The sequence below is a fragment of the Pseudomonas sp. NPDC089428 genome, from assembly GCF_044749325.1.
In the GTDB taxonomy this organism is placed as follows: domain Bacteria; phylum Pseudomonadota; class Gammaproteobacteria; order Pseudomonadales; family Pseudomonadaceae; genus Aquipseudomonas.
In genome coordinates, this window is sequence record NZ_JBIVHT010000001.1 from 139,565 (window position 1) to 161,857 (window position 22,293).

Consider the following 22,293-nt stretch of genomic DNA (forward strand, 5'->3'; position numbering starts at 1 on the left):
TTATTTCGAGAACCACTAATATAGTTATATCTCGTCGCTGCCTGCTGCCGCTGACTTACCGCCGATTCGAGGGAAACCTATGAAGCTTCAACAACTGCGCTACATCTGGGAAGTGGCGCACCATGACCTCAACGTCTCCGCGACGGCGCAAAGCCTGTACACCTCGCAGCCGGGGATCAGCAAGCAGATCCGCCTGCTCGAGGACGAACTGGGAGTTGAAGTCTTTGCCCGCAGCGGCAAGCACCTGACCCGCGTGACCCCGGCCGGTGAGCGCATCATCAACACCGCTGGCGAGATCCTGCGCAAGGTCGAAAGCATCAAGCAGATCGCCCAGGAATTCTCCAACGAGAAAAAGGGTACGCTGTCCATCGCCACCACCCATACCCAGGCCCGCTATGCGCTGCCACCGGTGATCAGCAACTTCATCAAGCAGTACCCGGAAGTGGCGTTGCACATGCATCAGGGCTCACCCATGCAAATCGCGGAAATGGCCGCCGACGGCACCGTCGATTTCGCCATCGCCACCGAGGCGCTGGAGCTGTTCGGCGACCTGATCATGATGCCGTGCTACAAGTGGAACCGCTGCGTGGTGGTGCCGCAAGGTCACCCGCTGACCAAGCTGCCGAAGCTGACCCTGGAAGCGGTCGCCGAATACCCGATCGTCACTTATGTGTTCGGTTTCACCGGCCGTTCGAAGCTGGATGAAGCCTTCAACCACCGTGGCCTGACACCAAAAGTGGTGTTCACCGCCGCTGACGCCGACGTGATCAAGACTTATGTACGCCTGGGTCTGGGCGTGGGCATCGTGGCCAAGATGGCGGTCGACACCAAGCTCGACAGCGACCTGGTGGCCCTGGATGCCAGCGAGCTGTTCGAAGCCAGCATCACCAAGATCGGCTTCCGCCGTGGCACCTTCCTGCGCGGTTTCATGTGCGACTTCATCGAGAAGTTCGCGCCGCACCTGACCCGTGAAGTGATGGCCAAGGCCATCCAGTGCCATAACAAGCAGGAGCTCGAAGAGCTGTTCGAAGGCGTCGAGCTGCCGGTGCACTGAGTGCGCCGGCGCTGATGTGCGGTTAAATAAAAACCGGCCCTTGGGCCGGTTTTTCATGCCTGCGATTCAGGCCTTGCTGATCAGGTTGCCGGCGTGCAGCCCGCATTCCTTCTGGGTTGACTCCTCCCACCACCAGCGGCCTTCGCGTTCGTGCTGGTTTGGCAGCACCGGGCGCGTGCAAGGCTCGCAACCGATGCTGATGAAGCCACGTTCGTGCAGGCTGTTGTACGGCAGCTCGAGCATGCGGATGTAACCCCACACTTCCTCGCTGGTCATCTGCGCCAGCGGGTTGAACTTGTACAGGGTGCGCTCGGGCGTGGAGAAGGCACCGTCGATTTCCAGTGCCGCCACCTGGCTGCGGGTGCCTGGGCTCTGGTCGCGGCGCTGGCCTGTGGCCCAGGCGCTGACGGTGGCGAGCTTGCGCCGCAGCGGTTCGATCTTGCGGATGCCGCAGCATTCGCCGTGGCCGTCCTTGTAGAAGCTGAACAGGCCTTTTTCCTTGACGAACGGGTCGAGCTTGGCGCGATCCGGGCTGAGGATTTCGATCGGCAGGTTGTAATGTTCGCGCACCTGGTCGATGAAACGGTAGGTTTCCGGGTGCAGGCGGCCGGTATCGAGGCTGAACACCTTGACCTGCTTGTTCAGCTTCCAGGCCATGTCGACCAGCACCACATCCTCGGCGCCGCTGAAGGAGATCCACAGGTCATCACCGAAGTGCTCGAAGGCAAGCTTGAGGATGTCCTGCGGGGACTTGTTGGCATAGGTCGCGGCCAGGGCGGCGACGTCGAAGGGTTGGCTCATCAGGCGGTTTCCATCTTGGCTGTGGCGCTGTGCGCTCGTAATGGGGTGATGGTAACAAAAAATGGCGAGGTAGACGGGCTGATATCGGCATCGCCCGCGAAGCAGGCGACGCCGATCACAAGCCTTGCAAGGTCTCCATCAGCACCCGCACCTTGGCAATCGATTCCTCGTATTCGGCCTGCCAGTTAGAGTCGGACACCACTGCGCCGCCGCCCCAGCAACTGACCTGGCCATCCTTGACCAGCAGGCTGCGAATGGCGATGGAGCTGTCCATCTCGCCGCGCACGTCCACGTACAGCAAAGATCCGCAGTACAGCGCGCGACGGGCAGGTTCCAGCTCGTCGATGATCTGCATGGCGCGAATCTTCGGTGCGCCGGTGATCGAGCCGCCGGGGAAACTGTCACCAATCAGGTCCAGGGCATCCTTGTCGCGGGCCAGCTTGCCGGTGATGCTACTGACCAGATGATGGACGTTGGGGTAGCTTTCCAGGCTGAACAGCTCCGGCACCTTCACCGAACCGATCTCGCAGGTGCGCCCCAGGTCATTGCGCAGCAGGTCGACGATCATCAGGTTTTCCGAGCGGTCCTTGGGGCTGTGGCGCAGCTCTTCGGCATTGCGGGCGTCTTCGGCCGGGTCGGCCGAGCGCGGGCGGGTGCCCTTGATCGGACGGGTTTCCACCTGGCCCCGGCTGACGCGGATGAAGCGCTCCGGGGAAAAGCTCAACAGCGCGCTGCCGTCAGCCAGTTGCTGGTAGCCGGAAAACGGTGTCGGGCAGGCTTGGCGCAGGGCCTGGTAGGCGTGCCACGGGTCGCCCTGGCAGGGGGCGCGAAAACGCTGGGTAAGGTTGATCTGGTAGCAGTCGCCGGCCTGGATGTAACGCTGCACCTGGTCGAAGGCTGACTTGTACTGTTCTGGCTGCAGGTCGCCGTGCATCGGGGCGAGTAGCTGGAAACTGCCGTGCGTCGAAGTGTCGACAGTCTCGAACAGTGCCGTCAGCCGTGCCCGCTCTGCCTGCGCCAGGCTTGGGTGGAACACCAATTGACTGGTGCCAAGCTTATGGTCGGTCACCACTGCCCAGGCGTAGAGGCCTAGCTGTGCATCGGGCAACCCCAGGTCGTCGCATGACAGGCTGGGCAGCTGTTCCAGGCGGCGGCCGAAGTCGTAGCTCAGGTAGCCGATCAGGCCGCCGGCGAAGGGCAGTTCGATGCCGGCGGGCAGCTGCGCTTCACCCAGTTGCGTCAGGCTGGCGCGCAGGCGTTCGAGGAAGGCACGGCCGCTCTCGTCGGGCTGGGCCTGCAGGTGTTGCACGGGCCAGGCGCTGAACAGGTCGAAGCGGCCGCGTTCGGCACCGGGGCGCGCGCTGTCGAGCAGGGTCGCGCCGGGGGCTTGGCGCAGGCGGGCGAAATAAGCAGCGGGGTCGGGCTGGTAGGGCAGGGGGTGAAGCGTACAGGTCGGCATCAGTGTGGACGGCGATGTAAAAGCGAGGAGGGCGATTGTAGACCTGTGCAGGAAATGCGCCTAGCTTTGGCGCGACATTAAACTCCCTGTTTTCCCCGGGGCCGCTTTGCGGCCCATTCGCGGGCTTGCCCGTGAATGGGCCGGGACAGGCTTACCGCGGGTGCACGTGCCCGAACAGGTTCTGGGTCACCCGCACGCGCTGCTCGGCGTCTTCGGTGATCCCTTCCTTGGCCAGTGCTTCGATGTGCGCTTCGATGGCATGGGTGCGCTGGGTCAGGCCGGTGTCGTTGGCGATCTGGATGTTCAGGCCGGGGCGGGCGTTGAGTTCGAGAATCAGTGGGCCCTTGTCCTGGTCCAGCACCATGTCCACGCCGATGTAGCCCAGCCCGCACAGCTCGTAGCAGCCGGCGGCCAGCTTCATGAAACCATCCCAGTTCGGCAACTGCACGCCGTCCACCGCGTTGGTGGTGTCCGGGTGCTTGCTGATGATGTTGTTCAGCCAGGTGCCGCGCAGGGTCACGCCGGTGGCCAGGTCCACGCCCACGCCGATGGCGCCCTGGTGCAGGTTGGCCTTGCCGCCGGACTGGCGGGTCGGCAGGCGCAGCATGGCCATTACCGGGTAGCCCATCAGCACGATGATGCGGATGTCCGGCACGCCCTCGTAGCTGATGCTCTTGAAGATCTGGTCCGGGGTCACCCGGTATTCGATCAGTGCACGGTCGCGGTGGCCGCCGAGCGAGTACAGGCCGGTGAGGATGCTCGACACCTGGTGCTCGATTTCCTCGTGGCTGATGATCTTGCCCGACACCGTGCGGTAGCGGTCCTCGAAGCGGTCGGCGATCACCAGGATGCCGTCACCGCCAGCGCCTTGCGCCGGCTTGATGACGAAGTCGTTGCGCCCGCCGATGATCTCGTGAAGCTTTTCGATCTGCTTCTCGGTCTCGATGATGCCGTACATCTCCGGCACATGGATGCCGGCGGCCAGGGCGCGCTCCTTGGTGATGATCTTGTCGTCGACGATCGGGTACAGGTGGCGCTTGTTGTACTTCAACACGTAGTCCGCGTTGCGCCGGTTGATCCCCATGATGCCCCGGGCCTCCAGGGCTTTCCACGTCTTGATCAGGCCAAACATCAGGCGTCAGCCTTCTTCAGGAATGCCTTGAAGCGCACGAGCTCGGTCAGGCGGTAGCCGCGGTAGCGACCCATCGCCAGCATGAAGCCCACCAGGATCAACAGCACGGCCGGGAAGGTGAAGACGAAGTACACCAGCTCCGGCACCATCATCAGCAGGTGCGCCAGGGAGGCGGCGAACAGGGTGCCGATTGCCACTTTCATGGCATGGCCACCGCCGCGCTCTTCCCAGGTGATCGACAGGCGCTCGATGGTCATGGTCAGGATCACCATCGGGAACAGCGCCACCGACAGGCCGCGCTCCAGGCCCAGCTTGTGGCTGAACAGGCTGATGGCGGCGATCAACACCACGACGAAGGTCAGCACCACCGACAGCCGTGGCAGCATCTGCAGCTTCAGGTGTTCCAGGTACGAGCGTAGCGACAGGCCCAGCGCGGTGATCACCGTGAACAGCACGATGCCGAAGCCCAGCTGGGTCTCGCGGAAGGCCAGGGCGATCAGTACCGGGGTGAAGGTACCCAGGGTCTGGATGCCGATCAGGTTGCGCAGGATCAGGATCACCAGCACGCCGATCGGGATCATCACCATGATCATGAAGGTCTGCTGGGTCTGCAATGGCAAGCCGTACAGCGAGTATTCGAGGAAGTCGGCGTCGGTGTTCTCGTCGGTCAGCTTGGCCAGGCGGATGGCGTTCATCTCGCTGTTGTTCATGCTGAAGGTGACGTTGGCCTTCTTGCCGCCATCGACGGTGATCAGGTTGTCGTCGCCGGTCCACCACAGCAGGCGATCGGCCGGCAGGCCCTGCTCGCCGGTGTCCGGGTTGAAGTACAGCCAGTCGTTGCCGTTGAAGCTGCGCAGCCACAATTCAGGCGTTTGCGGGGTGTCGGCCACCAGGCGGATGGTGTGGACCTTTTCCATCGGCACGTGGGCGATCGACAGCAGCAGGTCGATGACCTGGGCCTTTTTCATCGGCGAGGTGTCGCCGGCCAGCAGCAGCTTGACGTTGTCGTCGTTGAGGTTGTTGACCCGCTTGATGGTCTCGCTGACGAAGGTCTCGACGTCGGCAGAGTGCTGGCGGATCGGTGCCATCAGGGCTTCGGCAGCGATCTTTTCCGGGCCGTCGATGGCCAGGCTGTCACGGAAGGTCGGGCCCTTGATGGCGGACTTTTCATTGCTGTAACGCTTGGTCAGGACCAGGCGGTAGTAGAGGGTCTGGTTGCCGGTGACGCGGCGCGCCGACCAGGTCACCTTGCGGTTGCCGTCGACGCGGTTGACGCTCACCCCATAGTTGTTGGAGATGAAGCTCTCGTTGAGGCTGACATAGTCACGGTTCAGCGGCGGCACGAACATCTGGATCTTGACCGGGTCCTTGGAGCTGGCGACGAACTCGACCTTGGCGTCGATGTTCCACAGGTCGTCGGTCTCGTCTTCGGTCACCGGGATGCCGAGCACGAAGATCTGATAGGCCGTGACCGCCACGCCGAGCAACACCAGCACGGTGATCAGGACTTTCAGATGGAGGGTAAGAGAGCGCATCGGGATTACTCTGCTTTGGGAGCGTCGGTGGCACAGGCAGGTTTGCCGGCCGCGTATTTAAGGCTTGGGTCGACCAGCGCGTCGAAGTGCTTGAGCGCCTCGGAGCCGATCAGCAGCGGGAACTGGAAGGCGCTGCGGTCGGTGAGGTTGACTTCGATGGTGCGCCGGGCCTGGCCCATGCAGATTTCAAGTTCGATGACCGGGCGGGCGGTGTAGGCCTTGCCGGATTCCGCATCATAGTCGCCGGCGCGGCGCTTGATCTTGCTCACGCGCGCCAGGGGGCGTTCGATGGGGTGCGAATGGGCGGCGTCGATGGCCAGGTAGAAGCGCACCCAGTTTTCGCCGTTGCGCTTGAAACGCTTGATGTCGCGGGCGCTGAGCGACGCGGTCTTGGCCCCGGTGTCGAGCTTGGCGGCCACTTCCAGGTCAAGGTCGCCGAGCCGGGCGTATTCGTTCAGACCGTACACGGTCTTGCCCGCCGCCTGACCAAGGGCCGGCAGCAGGGTGAGGCATAGCAGCAATAATACGGGTGTAAGTCTCATAATCCTGGCGCGGTGCTGAGCTGTGCGGGGTTCGGGGCAAAGGTGACTGGCAACGCCTGCACAAGCTTCCTCGTTCGTCTGTCAACAACATGAATTGATGACAAACACACTATCGGTACTCCGTTGGAGGCGCGGCATTCTATCACGCCGACGTCTTGACGCCAGCGTGCCGCGATCTGACAACGCCATCACTGGCTAAGTTCGTTCTTAGACGATTGTCGACAATATTGATTTTGTCTTTGACTGTGCGCCTCTGATTCGCTAGTTTCTGCTCAAGCGATTAGCAAGGTGTCGACAATATGCTGGACCTCACCACCCCAAGCCCTGCCGAGACAGACGAAACGGAAACCTTGTCCGAGAATGTCTTCCGGCGCATCCAGGCGGCGATCGTCAAGGGCGACATCGCCCCGGGCAGCAAGATCTCCGAACCGGAGCTGGCGCGTACCTATGGCATCAGCCGCGGCCCGCTGCGCGAGGCCATCCATCGGCTGGAGGGGCAGCGTCTGCTGGTGCGCGTGCCGCATGTCGGCGCGCGGGTGGTGTCGCTCAATCACGCCGAGCTGATCGAGCTGTACGAAATCCGCGAATCGCTGGAAGGCATGGCCTGCCGCCTGGCGGCCGAGCGCATGAGCCAGGCCGACATCGACGAGCTGCGCCGGGTGCTCGATACCCATGAGCGTGATGCCGCGTTCCAGGCCGGGCTTGGCTATTACCAGCAGGAAGGCGACTACGACTTCCACTACCGGATCATCCAGGGCAGCGGCAACCAGACCCTGGTCAAGATGCTCTGCGGCGAGCTGTATCAACTGGTGCGCATGTACCGCATCCAGTTTTCCGCCACGCCCAACCGGCCGCGCCAGGCCTTTGCCGAACACCACCGCATTCTCGATGCCATTGCCGACCGTGACGGCGAACTGGCCGAACTCCTGATGCGCCGCCACATCGGCGCGTCCAAGCGCAATATCGAGCGTCACTACCTGGACGCCAACAACAACAGCCCACGAGGTGAGAAATGACTGTGAAGAGCACCCCCGGTCAGCGTTTCCGCGACGCCGTTGCCGCCGAACATCCCTTGCAAGTGGTCGGCGCGATCAACGCCAACCATGCATTGCTGGCCAAGCGTGCCGGTTTCAAGGCCATCTACCTGTCCGGTGGCGGCGTTGCTGCTGGCTCCCTAGGCCTGCCTGACCTGGGCATCAGTGGCCTGGATGACGTGCTGACCGATGTGCGCCGCATCACCGACGTCTGCGACCTGCCCCTGCTGGTGGATGTCGACACCGGCTTCGGCGCTTCGGCCTTCAACGTCGCCCGCACCGTGCGCTCGATGTGCAAGTTCGGTGCGGCAGCGATCCACATCGAGGACCAGGTCGGCGCCAAGCGCTGTGGCCACCGCCCGAACAAGGAAATCGTCACCCAGCAGGAGATGGTCGATCGTATCAAGGCCGCCGTGGATGCCCGCACCGATGACAGCTTCGTGATCATGGCGCGCACCGACGCCCTGGCGGTGGAAGGCCTGAACGCTGCCCTGGACCGGGCTGCCGCCTGTGTCGAGGCGGGTGCCGACATGATCTTCCCGGAGGCCATCACCGAGCTTTCGATGTACAAGACCTTCGCCGACCGGGTAAAGGCACCGATCCTGGCCAACATCACCGAATTCGGCGCCACGCCGCTGTACACCACCGAAGAACTGGCCTCGGTCGATGTGTCGCTGGTGCTGTACCCGCTGTCGGCGTTCCGCGCCATGAACAAGGCGGCGGAGAACGTCTATACCGCATTGCGCCGCGACGGCACGCAGAAGAACGTGATCGACACCATGCAAACCCGCATGGAGCTCTACGATGCCATTGGTTACCACGCCTTCGAGCAGAGCCTCGATGCGTTGTTCGCGCAGAAGAAAGGTTGAGCGAACCGCTCCCGAATTAGCCAGAACGCTTCCTATAACAAGTTCAAGAAAGGAGAAACACCATGGCCGAAGCAAAAGTACTCAGTGGCGCTGGCCTGCGTGGCCAGGTGGCCGGCCAGACCGCACTGTCGACCGTGGGCCAGGCCGGTGCCGGCCTGACCTACCGTGGCTATGACGTGCGTGACCTGGCAGCCGGTGCCGAGTTCGAAGAAGTCGCCTACCTGCTGCTGTACGGCGAGCTGCCCAGCAAGGCCGAACTTGCCGAGTACAAGCGCAAGCTCAAGGGCCTGCGTGACCTGCCGCAAGCACTGAAGGAAGTGCTCGAGCGCATCCCGCGCGATGCCCACCCGATGGACGTGATGCGCACCGGTTGCTCGGTGCTGGGTACCTTGGAGCCGGAGCTGACCTTCGAAGCCCAGCGCGAGAAGACCGACCGCCTGCTGGCGCTGTTCCCGGCGGTGATGTGCTACTGGTACCGCTTCACCCACGACGGCGTACGCATCGACTGCACCAGCGACGAGGACACCCTCGGCGGCCACTTCCTGCACCTGCTGCATGGCAAGAAGCCGAGCGAGCTGCACGTCAAGGTGATGAACGTGTCGCTGATCCTCTATGCCGAGCACGAGTTCAACGCCTCGACCTTCACCGCGCGGGTCTGCGCATCGACCCTGTCCGACCTGTATTCCTGCATCACCGCCGCCATCGGCTCGCTGCGCGGCCCGCTGCACGGGGGTGCCAACGAAGCGGCGATGGAACTGATCGAGCGCTTCCAGAGCCCGCAGGAGGCCACCGCCGAACTGCTACGCATGCTTGAGCGCAAGGACAAGATCATGGGCTTCGGCCATGCCATCTACAAAGAGTCCGACCCGCGTAACGAGGTGATCAAGGGCTGGTCGAAGCAGCTTGCCGACCAGGTCGGTGACACGGTCCTGTACCCGGTTTCCGAAGCCATCGACAAGACCATGTGGGAGCAGAAGCGCCTGTTCCCCAACGCCGACTTCTACCATGCCTCGGCGTATCACTTCATGGGCATCCCGACCAAGCTGTTCACCCCGATCTTCGTCTGCTCGCGCCTGACCGGCTGGGCCGCGCACGTATTCGAACAGCGCGCCAACAACCGCATCATCCGCCCGAGCGCCGAGTATGTCGGCGTCGAACAGCGCCAGTTCGTGCCGATCGAACAGCGCTGAAATAGATAAAGAGAGGCAACCCGTTTCCCCTGTGGGGGCGGGCTTGCCCGCGAATGCGCCCGACCGGCAACCGTTGTGCACCTGCTGACGCATTCGCGGGCAAGCCCGCTCCCACAGGGACGGTGGAGCCTTCCGAATCCTGTGACCGAGCCTGAATGATGAACACTGCATACCGCAAAGCCCTGCCAGGCACAGCCCTGGACTATTTCGATGCCCGCGCCGCCGTCGAGGCCATCAAGCCCGGTGCCTACGACCGCCTGCCTTATACCTCCCGCGTACTGGCCGAAAACCTCGTGCGCCGCTGCGACCCGGCCACCCTCGACGCCTCGCTGGGCCAGCTGATCGAGCGCAAGCGCGACCTCGACTTCCCGTGGTTCCCGGCCCGCGTGGTGTGCCATGACATCCTCGGCCAGACTGCCCTGGTCGACCTCGCCGGCCTGCGCGATGCCATCGCCGACAAAGGCGGCGACCCGGCCCAGGTCAACCCGGTGGTGCCGGTGCAGCTGATCGTCGACCACTCCCTGGCCGTGGAGTGCGGTGGCTTCGACCCGCAGGCGTTCGAGAAGAACCGCGCCATCGAAGACCGCCGTAACGAAGACCGCTTCCATTTCATCAACTGGACCAAGAAGGCGTTCAAGAACGTCGACGTGATCCAGCCCGGCAACGGCATCATGCACCAGATCAACCTGGAGAAGATGTCGCCGGTCATCCACAGCGACCGCGGCGTGGCCTACCCGGACACCTGTGTCGGCACCGACAGCCACACTCCGCATGTCGACGCCCTGGGCGTGATCGCCATTGGTGTCGGCGGCCTGGAAGCCGAAAACGTCATGCTTGGCCGTGCCTCGTGGATGCGCCTGCCGGAAATCGTCGGCGTCGAGCTGACCGGCAAGCTGGCGCCGAACATCACCGCCACCGACCTGGTGCTGGCCCTCACCGAGTTCCTGCGCAAGCAGAAAGTGGTCGGCGCCTACCTCGAGTTCCACGGCGAAGGTGCGCGTGCGCTGACCTTGGGCGACCGTGCCACCATCTCCAACATGGCCCCGGAATACGGCGCCACCGCCGCGATGTTCGCCATCGACCAGCAGACCATCGACTACCTCAAGCTGACCGGCCGCGATGACCAGCAGGTGCAGTTGGTGGAGACCTACGCCAAGGTCGCCGGCCTGTGGGCCGACAGCCTGGCCAAGGCCGAATACGAGCGTACCCTGAGCTTCGACCTGTCGAGCGTGGTGCGCAACATGGCCGGCCCGTCCAACCCCCACGCCCGCGTCGCCACCAGCGACCTGGCGGCCAAGGGCATTGCCGGTGCCTGGGAGGAAGTGCCGGGGCAGATGCCCGACGGCGCGGTGATCATCGCTGCCATCACCAGCTGCACCAATACCAGCAACCCGCGTAACGTGATTGCCGCCGGCCTCCTGGCGCGCAATGCCAACAAGCTCGGCCTCAGCCGCAAGCCGTGGGTCAAGTCGTCGCTGGCACCAGGCTCCAAGGCCGTGCAGCTGTACCTGGAAGAGGCGGGGCTGGAAAAGGAACTGGAGCAGCTGGGCTTCGGCATCGTCGCCTTCGCCTGCACCACCTGCAACGGCATGTCCGGTGCACTGGACCCGGTGATCCAGCAGGAAATCATCGACCGCGACCTGTACGCCACCGCCGTGCTGTCGGGTAACCGCAACTTCGACGGGCGTATCCACCCGTACGCCAAGCAGGCGTTCCTCGCGTCGCCGCCGCTGGTGGTGGCCTACGCAATTGCCGGCACCATCCGCTTCGACATCGAAAAAGATGTGCTGGGCGTGGTCGATGGCAAGGAAATCCGCCTCAAGGACATCTGGCCGAGCGATGAGGAAATCGACGCGGTGGTGCGTGCGGCGGTCAAGCCGGAGCAGTTCCGCAAGGTCTATATCCCGATGTTCGCCATCGAGGAAGACCGCGGGCCGAAAGTCGCGCCGCTGTACGACTGGCGCCCGATGAGTACCTATATCCGCCGCCCGCCTTACTGGGAAGGTGCCCTGGCCGGCGAACGCACCCTGCGTGGCATGCGCCCGCTGGCGGTGCTGCCGGACAACATCACCACCGACCACCTGTCGCCGTCCAACGCCATCCTGCTCGACAGCGCCGCCGGCGAATACCTGGCCAAGATGGGCCTGCCGGAAGAGGACTTCAACTCCTATGCCACCCACCGCGGTGACCACCTCACCGCCCAGCGCGCCACCTTCGCCAACCCCAAGCTCTTCAACGAAATGGTGCGCAAGGAAGACGGTAGCGTGAAGCAGGGTTCGCTGGCGCGCATCGAGCCGGAAGGCAAGGTGACGCGCATGTGGGAGGCCATCGAGACCTACATGGAGCGCAAGCAGCCGCTGATCATCATTGCCGGTGGCGATTATGGCCAGGGCTCGTCCCGCGACTGGGCGGCCAAGGGCGTGCGACTGGCCGGTGTCGAAGCGATCGTCGCCGAGGGCTTTGAGCGCATTCACCGCACCAACCTGGTGGGCATGGGCGTGTTGCCGCTGGAGTTCAAGCCGGGCACCGACCGCAAGACCCTGGGCCTGGATGGCAGCGAGACCTACGACGTGCTCGGCGAGCGCAAGCCGCGGGCGACGCTGACCTTGGTGGTCACGCGGCGTAATGGCGAGCGTGTCGAAGTGCCGGTGACCTGCCGCCTGGACACTGCCGAAGAAGTGTCGATCTATGAGGCGGGTGGGGTGCTGCAGCGCTTTGCCCAGGACTTCCTCGAAGCGACCGCGTAGTTGCAGGGGGGGCTGCACAGCAGCCCCCTGGGTTTCAAGCATTTCAGACAGGACAGTACAGCAATGGCACATGCACCTCAGATCAAGATTCCCGCCACCTACATCCGTGGCGGCACCAGCAAAGGCGTGTTCTTCCGCCTGCAAGACCTGCCGGAAACGGCCCAGGTCCCAGGGCCGGCCCGTGACGCCCTGCTGTTGCGGGTAATCGGCAGCCCCGATCCTTACGCCAAGCAGATCGACGGCATGGGCGGCGCCACGTCGAGCACCAGCAAGACGGTCATCCTGTCGAGGAGCATCAAGCCCGGGCACGATGTCGACTACCTGTTCGGCCAGGTCGCCATCGACAAGGCGTTCGTCGACTGGAGCGGCAATTGCGGCAACCTCTCTGCCGCAGTGGGTTCGTTCGCCATCAGCAATGGCCTGGTCGACCCGGCGCAGATTCCGCACACCGGCATGGCCACTGTGCGCATCTGGCAGGCCAACATCGGCAAGACCATCATTGCCCATGTGCCGATCACTGAAGGTGAAGTGCAGGAAACCGGCGACTTCGAGCTCGATGGCGTAACCTTCCCGGCCGCTGAAGTGCAACTTGAGTTCCTCGACCCGGCCGCCGACGAGGACGGCGAAGGTGGCGCGATGTTCCCCACGGGTAACCTCGTGGATGACCTGGAAGTGCCGGGCATCGGCACCTTCAAGGCGACCATGATCAATGCCGGTATCCCGACTGTGTTCGTCAATGCCGCCGACATCGGTTACACCGGCACTGAACTGCAGGACGCGATCAACGGCGACCCTCAAGCGCTGCAGCGCTTCGAAACCATTCGCGCCTACGGCGCCGTGCGCATGGGCCTGATCGAGCATGTCGACCAGGCTGCCGGGCGTCAGCACACGCCGAAGGTGGCTTTCGTTGCGCCGCCGAGCACCTACACTGCGTCCAGTGGCAAGGTGGTTGCGGCCACTGACATCGACCTGCTGGTGCGTGCGTTGTCCATGGGCAAGCTGCACCACGCGATGATGGGGACCGCAGCCGTGGCCATCGGCACCGCTGCAGCCATTCCCGGCACCCTGGTCAACCTCGCCGCAGGCGGGGGCGAGCGCAGTGCCGTGCGTTTCGGTCATCCGTCCGGCACCTTGCGAGTCGGGGCCGAGGCGCGGCAGGTGGATGGCGAGTGGGCGGTGACCAAGGCAATCATGAGCCGCAGTGCTCGCGTGCTGATGGAGGGCTGGGTGCGCGTACCTGGCGATAGCTTCTAACGCACCACTGGCGCTCGGCTTGGGATGAGTAGGGCCGCTTTGCGGCCCTTCGCGGGGCAAGCCCGCTCCCACAGGTACTCCACAGCACTGAAGAACTGTGGTGATCCTGTGGGAGCGGGCTTGCCCCGCGAAGGGCTGCAAGGCAGCCCCAACTTCACAGGAGCTGGCTATGAGCGCCAACGTGGACCTGAACGACCGCCCGGACTACGACCGGGTCCTGCAAACCCTCGCCGACTATGCCCTCGGCTACCGGGTCGAATCCGCTGAAGCCCTGGACACCGCGCGCAACTGCCTGATGGACACCCTCGGTTGCGGCTTGTTGGCCCTGCGCTTTCCCGAATGCACCAAGCTCCTCGGCCCGCTGGTGGAAGGCACCGTGGTGCCCAATGGCGCCCGCGTCCCCGGTACCGCCTACCGCCTCGACCCGGTCAAGGCGGCTTGGGACATCGGCTGCACCGTGCGCTGGCTGGATTACAACGACACCTGGCTGGCCGCCGAGTGGGCGCACCCCTCGGACAACCTGGGCGGCATCCTGGCAGTTGCCGATCACCTGTCACAGAAGCGTGTGGCCAGCGGCGAAGCGCCGCTGCTGATGCGCGACGTGCTCGAAGCCATGGTCATGGCCCACGAGATCCAGGGCGTGCTGGCGCTGGAGAACGCCTTCAATCGCGTCGGCCTCGATCACGTGATACTGGTCAAGGTGGCCTCGACCGCCGTGTGCGCCCGGCTGATGGGGGCCAATCGCGAGCAGATGCTCTCTGCCTTGTCCCATGCTTTTGTCGATGGCCAGGCCTTGCGCACTTACCGCCATGCGCCCAATGCCGGTTCGCGCAAGTCCTGGGCGGCCGGCGATGCCTCCAGCCGTGGCGTGCGCCTGGCCGATATCGCGCTGCGTGGCGAAATGGGCGTGCCAGGGGTGCTGACGGCGCCGCAGTGGGGGTTCCATGAGGTCTCGTTCAGCCACACCAACAAGGACCTGGCGGTAAAGCCGGCCGGCCAGTACGAACTGCGCCTGCCGCAACCCTTGGCCAGCTATGTGATGGAGAACGTGCTGTTCAAGGTCAGCTTCCCCGCCGAGTTCCACGCCCAGACGGCATGCGAGGCGGCGGTGACCCTGCACCCGCTGGTGCGTAACCGCCTGCATGAGATCGACCGCATCGTCATTACCACCCAGGAGTCGGCGATCCGCATCATTTCCAAGCAAGGCCCGCTGGCCAACGCCGCCGACCGCGACCACTGCCTGCAGTACATGGTGGCGGTGCCGCTGATCTTCGGCCACCTGGTGGCCGAGCATTACGAAGATGCCTTCCATGCCAATCATCCGAGCATCGATCGCCTGCGCGAGAAGATGGAGGTGGTCGAAGACCCACGTTTCAGCCGCGAGTACCTGGAGGCGGACAAGCGCTCGATTGCCAATGCCGTGCAGGTGTTCTTCAAGGATGGCAGCAGCACCGATCAGGTGCTGGTGGAGTACCCGATCGGGCATCGGCGGCGGCGCGAGGAGGGGATACCCTTGCTGGAGGCCAAGTTCAGGGGCAACCTGGCGACGCGCTTTGTGCGACAGCGCTGTGAGCAGATCTTCGAGCTGTGCAAGGACCAGCAGAAACTGGAGCAGATGGCGGTGCACAGGTTTGTGGATCTATTCGTGATTTGAGCTTGCCTGTGCCGGCCTCTTCGCGGGCAAGCCCGCTCCCACAGGACTTCCACAAGTCTTGAAAACTGTGAGGTCCCTGTGGGAGCGGGTTTACCTGCGAAAAGGCCGGAACAGGTTGAAATAAAAAGCCCCGGCATTTCTGCCGGGGCTTTCTTTTACACCTTACAACTCAGCTTACGCCTGAACCACCGGGATCTTGGCGTTGGCAGCCGCTTCACGGAACTCGGCGATCTGGTCGAAGCTCAGGTAGCGGTAGACGTCGGCAGCCATGCTGTCGATGTCCTTGGCGTACTGCATGTACTCTTCGACGGTCGGCAGCTTGCCGATGATCGAAGCGACCGCAGCCAGCTCGGCCGAGGCCAGGTACACATTGGTGGCGTCGCCCAGACGGTTCGGGAAGTTACGGGTCGAAGTCGAGACCACGGTCGAACCGGTCTGCACACGTGCCTGGTTACCCATGCACAGCGAGCAGCCTGGCATTTCCATGCGCGCGCCGGCCTTGCCGTAGATGCCGTAGTAGCCTTCTTCGGTCAGCTGGTGGGCGTCCATCTTGGTTGGCGGAGCCAGCCACAGACGGGTCGGGATACCGCCCTTGACCTTGTCCAGCAGCTTGCCGGCCGCACGGAAGTGACCGATGTTGGTCATGCACGAACCGATGAACACTTCGTCGATCTTCTCGCCCTGTACCGAGGACAGCAGGCGGGCATCGTCCGGGTCGTTCGGCGCGCAGAGCACAGGCTCCTTGACGTCGGCCAGGTCGATTTCGATGATTTCGGCGTATTCGGCATCGGCGTCGGCCGACAGCAGCTCAGGCTTGGCCAGCCAGGCTTCCATGGCCTGGGCGCGGCGCTCCAGGGTGCGGGCATCGCCGTAGCCTTCGCCGATCATCCAGCGCAGCAGGGTGATGTTGGACTGCAGGTACTCGGCGATGGCCTTTTCCGGCAGCTTGATGGTGCAGCCCGCAGCGGAACGCTCGGCCGAGGCGTCGGACAGCTCGAACGCTTGCTCGACGGTCAGGTCGTTCAGGCCTTCGATTTCCAGGATGCGGCCGGAGAAGGCGTTCTTCTTGCCTTTCTTCTCGACGGTCAGCAGGCCCTTCTGGATGGCGTAGTAAGGGATGGCATGAACCAGGTCACGCAGGGTGATGCCAGGTTGCAGTTTGCCCTTGAAGCGCACCAGGATCGACTCTGGCATGTCCAGCGGCATGACGCCGGTGGCGGCGGCGAAGGCCACCAGGCCGGAACCGGCCGGGAACGAGATGCCGATCGGGAAGCGGGTGTGCGAGTCGCCACCGGTACCCACGGTGTCAGGCATCAGCATGCGGTTCAGCCAGCTGTGGATGATGCCGTCGCCTGGGCGCAGCGACACGCCGCCACGGGTGCGGATGAAGTCTGGCAGGGTGTGGTGGGTGGTGACGTCGATCGGCTTTGGATAGGCCGCGGTGTGGCAGAACGACTGCATCACCAGGTCAGCGGAGAAGCCCAGGCACGCCAGGTCTTTCAGCTCGTCGCGGGTCATCGGGCCAGTGGTGTCCTGGGAACCGACGGTGGTCATCTTCGGCTCGCAGTAGGCACCTGGGCGCACGCCCTGGCCTTCTGGCAGGCCGCAGGCACGGCCGACCATTTTCTGAGCCAGGGTGAAGCCCTTGCCGGAATCGGCAGGCTGCTCTGGCTTCTTGAACAGGTCGGAAGTACCCAGGCCCAGTTCGGCGCGGGCTTTTTCGGTCAGGCCACGGCCGACGATCAGCGGGATACGGCCGCCAGCGCGGACTTCGTCCAGCAGGACTTCGGTTTTCAGCGCGAAGGTGGTGACCAGCTCGTCGCTGCCGTGACGGCGTACTTCACCTTTGAATGGGTAAACGTCGATGACGTCGCCCATGGCCAGGTTGGTGCAGTCGAATTCGATCGGCAGGGCGCCGGCGTCTTCCATGGTGTTGTAGAAGATCGGGGCGATCTTGGTGCCGAAGCAGAAGCCACCGGCGCGCTTGTTCGGCACGTACGGGATATCGTCGCCGAAGAACCACAGCACCGAGTTGGTGGCGGATTTACGCGAGGAACCGGTACCGACCACGTCACCGACGTAGGCAACCGGGAAGCCTTTGGCCTTGACCGCTTCGATCTGCGCCAGCGGGCCGACCGAACCAGGCTGCTGCGGCTCGATGCCGTCGCGGGCCATTTTCAGCATGGCCAGGGCGTGCAGCGGGATGTCAGGGCGCGACCAGGCGTCCGGAGCAGGGGACAGGTCGTCGGTGTTGGTTTCGCCAGGCACCTTGAACACGGTCAGGGTGTACTTGTCGGCGATGGCCGGACGCGAGGTGAACCACTCGCCGGCAGCCCAGGATTCCAGCACGGCCTTGGCGTGAACATTGCCGGCCTTGGCCTTTTCGGCCACGTCGTGGAAGGCATCGAACATCAGCAGGGTGTGCTTGAGCTGTTCGGCCGCGACGGCGCCCAGTTCGGCGTCGTCGAGCAGCGCGACCAGCGTTTCGATGTTGTAGCCGCCCTGCATGGTGCCCAGCAGTTCAGCAGCGTGCTTGCGGTCGATCAGTGGCGACTTGGCTTCGCCCTTGGCCACGGCGGAGAGGAAAGCGGCCTTGACGTAGGCAGCTTCGTCGACCCCTGGTGGAACGCGGTTGGTGATCAGGTCTACGAGGAAGGCTTCTTCGCCGGCCGGCGGGTTTTTCAGCAGCTCGACCAGGCCTGCAGTTTGTTCGGCGTTCAGCGGCTGGGGCACGATACCCAGGGCGGCACGCTCTTCGATGTGTTTGCGGTAGGCTTCAAGCACAGTTATTACCCTCATCAGTGGTCCCTAAAGGGAGTCCGGGACGCTCATCCAGCATTCGATGCACCCATGCGCTGCCACGGCTTTGTGGGCCGCCCAGCCAGAGTCGCAAAGAATCCTTACAGAAGCTGCTTTCAAAGTTTTACGCCTGCAGAACGGGAGCTGATGAGGGCTGGCGCGGGCATGCAGGGGTGCATGGCCCGGGCCAACGCCGTTCTACCGGATGAACTGTGCTCGTGACGCTTTGAAAACAGCTTCCAACGGACATTGTTGCCTTGAAAAGGCGGGATGATTCTACGGTAAAAAAAGCCTGAAGGTAAGGCAGCGATCATGACTTTAACGGGTGACCCTGGTTAGACAAAGGGCTAACATGACCCGGTGTTCCACCGCCAAGCCGTTGTTTTCAATGTCCAACCAGTCCATCAAGACCCCTTGCGTCGGCCTCTGCTCCACGGTTTACGGAGACACGGTGTGCCGTGGCTGCAAGCGTTTCCACCACGAAGTGATCAACTGGAACGGGTACGACGACGAGCAGAAGCGCGCCGTCTGGCTGCGCCTGGAGCAACTGCTGGTACAGGTGATGATGGCCAAGCTGGAAGTGTTCGACAAAGGCCTGCTGCGCCAGCAGCTGCAGCAGCGCTCGATCCGCTTCGTCGAACAGCAGTCGGAATATTGCTGGGCGTATCAGCTGATCGCTCGCGGGGCGCGGATGATCCGCGATCTGGAGGCTTACGGCATGGTCCTGCTGCCGGAGTTTCGCGACTGGGAACTGCCGCAACTGCGCGATGCCATCGACCGCGAGTTCTTCCTGCTCTCGGAGGCCCATTACCAGCGCTACATCGCCCCCAGCTTCCTGCGCGATGCCATGGGCAGTGAGCAGCAAGGCTGAAACCTTGTGTTGAGTGTGCTGGCCTCTTCGCGGGCTTGCCCGCGAAAAGGCCAGCGAAAAACCTGGATCAGTCGCCGGTGTATTCGCAACCGCTGGTGCAGGTTTCGTGGATGCGCACTTTCGACAGCTCCGGCATCAACGGCTTGACCTGATCCCAGATCCACTTGGCGATCACTTCGCTGGTAGGGTTTTCCAGGCCCGGGATGTCGTTCAGGTAGTTGTGGTCCAACTGCTCGTAGATCGGCTTGAAGATCGCCTTGACCTCGGCAAAGTCGCGGATCCAGCCGGTGTGCGGGTCGAGCGGGCCGGTCAGGTGCAGGCCGACCTTGAACGAGTGGCCATGCAGGCGGCCGCATTTGTGGCCTTCCGGGACGTGGGGCAGGCGGTGGGCAGACTCGAAGGTGAACTCTTTGAAAATTTCCACTGGTGGACCTGTATAGCTGGTGGGATAAGGGCTTGAGCGGAAATTGGTGTTTCAATGTACTGCTCAATGTACTGATTGGTCTTCGCTGGGGTCGAAAGAGGTCATCCACTGGGTGATGTCCGACTGGCGCCAGGCGACCGAATTGGGTCCTATCTTAACCTGTTTTGGGAAGGTGCCCTCCCTGATTCTGCGATAGACGGTGTTCCGGCCGATGCCAGTCACGTGCAGCACCTCGTCGAGGCGCAGGAAGCGGTCGATGTTCTCTGCGGTGCGCATGAGTTTCTCCTTTATATAGCAGGGTCAGGCCAAGAAGTTGTGCCCGACCTTCGCCGCCCGGGCGGCTTCCTCGGTGCGGAACATGAGATGTGTTTTGCTGGTGCGGCCATAGGCCTCGTATTCGGCGTCGACCCACCAGGCGCCGAACTTGCGGTACGGCTCGCCGAGGATCTTCGTGACGTAGCAGTCGATCAGGTTCATGATGGTCTCCACGCCGCCGGTGGCGGCAGGTTGGTGGTCAGGTCGTGGCCTGGGCGATGGTCTGCTCGAAGCGCGACGCCAGCTCGGCATTGACCTCGGCCTTTGCCTGGCTGTCGGCGGTGCCCTTGGCCCGGTGCAGGGTTTCGTACTTGCGCAGCTGGGCGGCGGCGTCGATTAGATCGCCCAGAAGCAGGGGCGCCGCGGCGATCAGCTTGGCGTTGGCCTTGGTCTGTTCGCCGTTGAACCATTCACCCGAGTCGCTCTCGGCATCCTCATCAATGACCATCACATTGCAGATGCCGATCTGCTCGTGACGATCAACCGGCGAGACGTAGATAGGCGTCTTGTCGCTGGACTCAACGAACCATGGGCCTGGGGTGTGCTTGTGTTTCGTCATGGCAATAGCTCTCCATGCCCGCGCATGTAGGCGGGCTTGAGTTGTAGGGGAAGGGTTAGGCTTCTGGCTCGAAGCAGCGCTTGTAGCGGGACCGGTACTCGTCTCGGTCAAGGTTGTCGTGCAGTTCTTGCTCACGGCCAGCGGCCCACATCTGGTTATGGCGCTTGTTACAGGTGAAGCCGGTGTCGGATTCGCTCTCGCCATCCACCCACTCCAGCCATTTGCAGGTGTTGCAGTTCTTGCTCATCGCGGCGCCTTCCATACCAGATAGGCCATGTACATCAGGGGCAGGATCATTCGCATAGCTCCTTCGGCACCTGGACGGTATCGCCGAACTTGTGGTTAACGAGACCGCGGCAGAAGGCGATCAGGGCGGTTGGCCCGTAGCACCAGATTCCGGCGCCGGCTGGGCCGCCGGCATAGCACACGTCATCAGGCAGGCCATTGATGTGTTGCGATGTTCCTCTGTGCTCATCGATCAACAATCCGCCCTGGCTCCAGTCCTTCGACGGCTGATAGAGGTTCGTCCAGCAGCCGCCTTCGGGCGTGTCGTAGATGCAGATGACGCCATGCTCACCGATTGCGATCTCGGCTGCGTCAGTTGCCATGGCCACCGCCCAGTCCAACGGCGCACCGATCAACCTGGCCGTCTTCACTTCGATCAGGTCGGTCATGGCTTCACCTGCATCGGGTAGGGCGGCTGGGTTGAGATGGACAACGAGCCGATCAACGGAAGTCGTGCCCAGGCACCGAAGTGGCCATTGCCGACGCGGTACTTGGTGCCGGCAGCCATCGAGGGCCCGAAGGCCGGAAGGCACAGCGCCTTCTTTGGCTTTTGCCACCAGACCGCCCAGCGCCAGTAGCCACATTTCAGCGCCCAGCTGGCGACAACGGCCTCATCTTTGCTGCCGTAGCACCATTTCAGTCCGAGGAAGAGTTTTCCAATCTTCACAGCTGATACCTCTCATCAATCCAGCGCCCAGGCGCCATTGCGGGTGTAGGTTCGGGTTGTGTTTCGTGCGGGGAGAGCTGGCGCTGGTTGCCGGCCTGCAGCTGGCTGTCGGGGATGCAGCTGATGCCGACCCCGTTGAGCAGGTAGCAGGTGACGCCGCGCTGGCTGTCGTGCTGCACGTCGATGACGTTCTCGGTTGCGCTGGCGCCGGTGGCCAGCAGCAGGATGCAGAGGGCGAGGCGGGTCACAGCAGCACCCCGCTGGCCTTGGCCAGGCGCACGTCTTCCTCGGTAACGGTGTGCAGTGCCATCTTCTCGATGGTGAAAAAGTTGGGTTGGCAGAACTTGCGGGCCCAAGCCTGCAGCGGCTCCAGCGCCTTCCCGAGAGCTGCTGTCGCCTCGTCGTCGAGGTCAGGGTAGTTGTCGACCCATTCCCCCGCGTCGCTTCCGGCGGCGGCCTCGAACATGTGGTTGAGCAGGTCATCAGTATCGGGGAGGAACCCGGCAGGGTCGGCTTTGCAGACGGTGCCGGTGTGTACGGTGTCGCCCACTTTGAGGCCGTTGCCCCTGCCTGGGCCGAAGCTTGTGCCATCCGCCTCGCTGCCGAAGTTGTCGCGGATCAGAGCGGTAAGGTTCGGGTAGTCCCACGATCCGTCATCGCCATTCACTGACCAGGCTTCCTCGGTCTTTCGCCTCGCCCAGCTAACGCAAGGGCCATCCTCTGTATCGAAGATCCCGAGCAGGAACCATTCAGGCCCGGGGCTTTCCGGCTCCCAGCCGAGGCAGTGGCACGCGCCGTCGTCGTAAGGGTGGTGTTCGCCAATATCCGAGTCCATGTGCCACTGCTTCAGCTCCAGGCCCTGCTGTACAAGCCAGGCTTTGAAGGCGGCATAGTCTTCGTCGAAGTCCGGCTCGTCGGGGTGACTCCACCAGCCGTCTTGATCGCGCTCGACGGCCACACGTTGGATCAGCTTGATTTCTTCAGGCATGACGATTCCTTGGCCGCCATATCGCGGCAGTGAATTGATTCAGTGGTTAGGAAATAGATAGCTATTGCATGGCGTTGCTGTAGCCTGAGATGACAATTCATCACTACTAGGCCC

The 22,293-nt window shown here is 63.2% G+C and carries 23 protein-coding genes; 8 read left to right on the top strand and 15 right to left on the bottom strand.

All coding sequences use genetic code 11. The annotated features are described in order from the left end of the window. The first annotated feature begins 79 nt into the window (after positions 1-79). The gene (cysB, locus tag ACIPZ5_RS00675) at positions 80-1,054 is read left to right on the top strand and encodes an HTH-type transcriptional regulator CysB (RefSeq protein WP_060507962.1); all 975 of its coding nucleotides are present in this window, start codon (positions 80-82) and stop codon (positions 1,052-1,054) included. A gap of 66 nt (positions 1,055-1,120) precedes the next feature. Here the strand turns inward: cysB and ACIPZ5_RS00680 are convergent, their stop codons facing one another. The 5 genes from ACIPZ5_RS00680 to ACIPZ5_RS00700 all read right to left on the bottom strand — a co-directional run bounded on the left by ACIPZ5_RS00680 (position 1,121) and on the right by ACIPZ5_RS00700 (position 6,523). Next, positions 1,121-1,855: a phosphoadenylyl-sulfate reductase gene (locus ACIPZ5_RS00680; protein WP_261940846.1), complete on the bottom strand. Its 735-nt coding sequence runs from the start codon at positions 1,853-1,855 to the stop codon at positions 1,121-1,123. A gap of 115 nt (positions 1,856-1,970) precedes the next feature. Then, complete coding sequence (gene pabB, locus ACIPZ5_RS00685) at positions 1,971-3,314, bottom strand: aminodeoxychorismate synthase component I (RefSeq protein ID WP_400805913.1); 1,344 nt, start codon at positions 3,312-3,314, stop codon at positions 1,971-1,973. 151 nt (positions 3,315-3,465) lie between these two features. Beyond that, positions 3,466-4,446 (bottom strand): alpha-L-glutamate ligase-like protein, encoded by a 981-nt coding sequence (locus ACIPZ5_RS00690; RefSeq protein WP_152956369.1) that lies wholly within the window; start codon positions 4,444-4,446, stop codon positions 3,466-3,468. After that, positions 4,446-5,981, bottom strand: coding sequence for an inactive transglutaminase family protein (locus ACIPZ5_RS00695; protein ID WP_261940844.1), 1,536 nt, complete (start codon positions 5,979-5,981; stop codon positions 4,446-4,448). Before ACIPZ5_RS00695 ends, ACIPZ5_RS00690 begins: the two co-directional genes overlap by 1 nt. Positions 5,982-5,986: 5 nt before the next feature. Beyond that, positions 5,987-6,523 carry an ATP-dependent zinc protease gene (locus ACIPZ5_RS00700; protein WP_400805915.1) on the bottom strand — a complete coding sequence of 179 codons (537 nt, stop codon included), beginning with the start codon at positions 6,521-6,523 and terminating at the stop codon, positions 5,987-5,989. A gap of 299 nt (positions 6,524-6,822) precedes the next feature. On the opposite strand from ACIPZ5_RS00700, the gene ACIPZ5_RS00705 reads away from it, so the two are divergent. The 6 genes from ACIPZ5_RS00705 (at position 6,823) to prpD (ending at position 15,271) form a co-directional block, all read left to right on the top strand. Continuing rightward, positions 6,823-7,539 carry a GntR family transcriptional regulator gene (locus tag ACIPZ5_RS00705; protein ID WP_261940843.1) on the top strand — a complete coding sequence of 239 codons (717 nt, stop codon included), beginning with the start codon at positions 6,823-6,825 and terminating at the stop codon, positions 7,537-7,539. Further along, positions 7,536-8,426, top strand: a complete 891-nt coding sequence (gene prpB, locus ACIPZ5_RS00710; RefSeq protein WP_033699071.1) for a methylisocitrate lyase — start codon at positions 7,536-7,538, stop codon at positions 8,424-8,426. Before ACIPZ5_RS00705 ends, prpB begins: the two co-directional genes overlap by 4 nt. Before the next feature lie 62 nt (positions 8,427-8,488). Further along, entirely contained in the window at positions 8,489-9,616 is a 1,128-nt protein-coding gene (gene prpC, locus ACIPZ5_RS00715) for a 2-methylcitrate synthase (RefSeq protein WP_343597290.1), read from the top strand. 158 nt (positions 9,617-9,774) lie between these two features. After that, positions 9,775-12,363 (top strand): Fe/S-dependent 2-methylisocitrate dehydratase AcnD, encoded by a 2,589-nt coding sequence (gene acnD, locus ACIPZ5_RS00720; RefSeq protein WP_400806678.1) that lies wholly within the window; start codon positions 9,775-9,777, stop codon positions 12,361-12,363. Between the two features lie 63 nt (positions 12,364-12,426). Then, on the top strand, positions 12,427-13,617 hold the full coding sequence (prpF, locus tag ACIPZ5_RS00725) for a 2-methylaconitate cis-trans isomerase PrpF (protein WP_400805917.1): 1,191 nt from the start codon (positions 12,427-12,429) through the stop codon (positions 13,615-13,617). Positions 13,618-13,786: 169 nt separating this feature from the next. Next, positions 13,787-15,271, top strand: a complete 1,485-nt coding sequence (prpD, locus tag ACIPZ5_RS00730; RefSeq protein WP_261940838.1) for a 2-methylcitrate dehydratase — start codon at positions 13,787-13,789, stop codon at positions 15,269-15,271. A 174-nt stretch (positions 15,272-15,445) separates the two neighbouring features. Here the strand turns inward: prpD and acnB are convergent, their stop codons facing one another. Beyond that, positions 15,446-18,055, bottom strand: coding sequence for a bifunctional aconitate hydratase 2/2-methylisocitrate dehydratase (acnB, locus tag ACIPZ5_RS00735; RefSeq protein ID WP_343597479.1), 2,610 nt, complete (start codon positions 18,053-18,055; stop codon positions 15,446-15,448). A gap of 403 nt (positions 18,056-18,458) precedes the next feature. On the opposite strand from acnB, the gene ACIPZ5_RS00740 reads away from it, so the two are divergent. Next, positions 18,459-18,941: a DUF1289 domain-containing protein gene (locus tag ACIPZ5_RS00740; RefSeq protein WP_343597299.1), complete on the top strand. Its 483-nt coding sequence runs from the start codon at positions 18,459-18,461 to the stop codon at positions 18,939-18,941. Between the two features lie 67 nt (positions 18,942-19,008). Here the strand turns inward: ACIPZ5_RS00740 and queD are convergent, their stop codons facing one another. The 9 genes from queD to ACIPZ5_RS00785 form a co-directional block, all read right to left on the bottom strand. Next, on the bottom strand, positions 19,009-19,365 hold the full coding sequence (queD, locus tag ACIPZ5_RS00745; protein WP_012271598.1) for a 6-carboxytetrahydropterin synthase QueD: 357 nt from the start codon (positions 19,363-19,365) through the stop codon (positions 19,009-19,011). A gap of 63 nt (positions 19,366-19,428) precedes the next feature. Next, on the bottom strand, positions 19,429-19,641 hold the full coding sequence (locus ACIPZ5_RS00750) for a helix-turn-helix transcriptional regulator (RefSeq protein WP_400805920.1): 213 nt from the start codon (positions 19,639-19,641) through the stop codon (positions 19,429-19,431). Between the two features lie 24 nt (positions 19,642-19,665). Beyond that, positions 19,666-19,842, bottom strand: a complete 177-nt coding sequence (locus tag ACIPZ5_RS00755) for a hypothetical protein (RefSeq protein WP_400805923.1) — start codon at positions 19,840-19,842, stop codon at positions 19,666-19,668. A gap of 37 nt (positions 19,843-19,879) precedes the next feature. Further along, positions 19,880-20,239, bottom strand: coding sequence for a hypothetical protein (locus tag ACIPZ5_RS00760; protein ID WP_400805925.1), 360 nt, complete (start codon positions 20,237-20,239; stop codon positions 19,880-19,882). A 55-nt stretch (positions 20,240-20,294) separates the two neighbouring features. Next, a complete protein-coding gene (locus ACIPZ5_RS00765) occupies positions 20,295-20,486 on the bottom strand; it encodes a hypothetical protein (protein WP_400805928.1) in 192 nt (63 codons plus the stop codon). A 46-nt stretch (positions 20,487-20,532) separates the two neighbouring features. Continuing rightward, positions 20,533-20,913, bottom strand: a complete 381-nt coding sequence (locus ACIPZ5_RS00770) for a phage protein NinX family protein (RefSeq protein WP_400805930.1) — start codon at positions 20,911-20,913, stop codon at positions 20,533-20,535. Beyond that, a complete protein-coding gene (locus tag ACIPZ5_RS00775) occupies positions 20,910-21,191 on the bottom strand; it encodes a hypothetical protein (protein WP_400805932.1) in 282 nt (93 codons plus the stop codon). The genes ACIPZ5_RS00770 and ACIPZ5_RS00775 overlap by 4 nt, the downstream gene beginning before the upstream one ends. After that, positions 21,188-21,439: a hypothetical protein gene (locus tag ACIPZ5_RS00780; RefSeq protein ID WP_400805933.1), complete on the bottom strand. Its 252-nt coding sequence runs from the start codon at positions 21,437-21,439 to the stop codon at positions 21,188-21,190. Before ACIPZ5_RS00780 ends, ACIPZ5_RS00775 begins: the two co-directional genes overlap by 4 nt. After that, positions 21,436-22,179 (bottom strand): hypothetical protein, encoded by a 744-nt coding sequence (locus ACIPZ5_RS00785; RefSeq protein ID WP_400805935.1) that lies wholly within the window; start codon positions 22,177-22,179, stop codon positions 21,436-21,438. Before ACIPZ5_RS00785 ends, ACIPZ5_RS00780 begins: the two co-directional genes overlap by 4 nt. Positions 22,180-22,293: the final 114 nt, after the last annotated feature.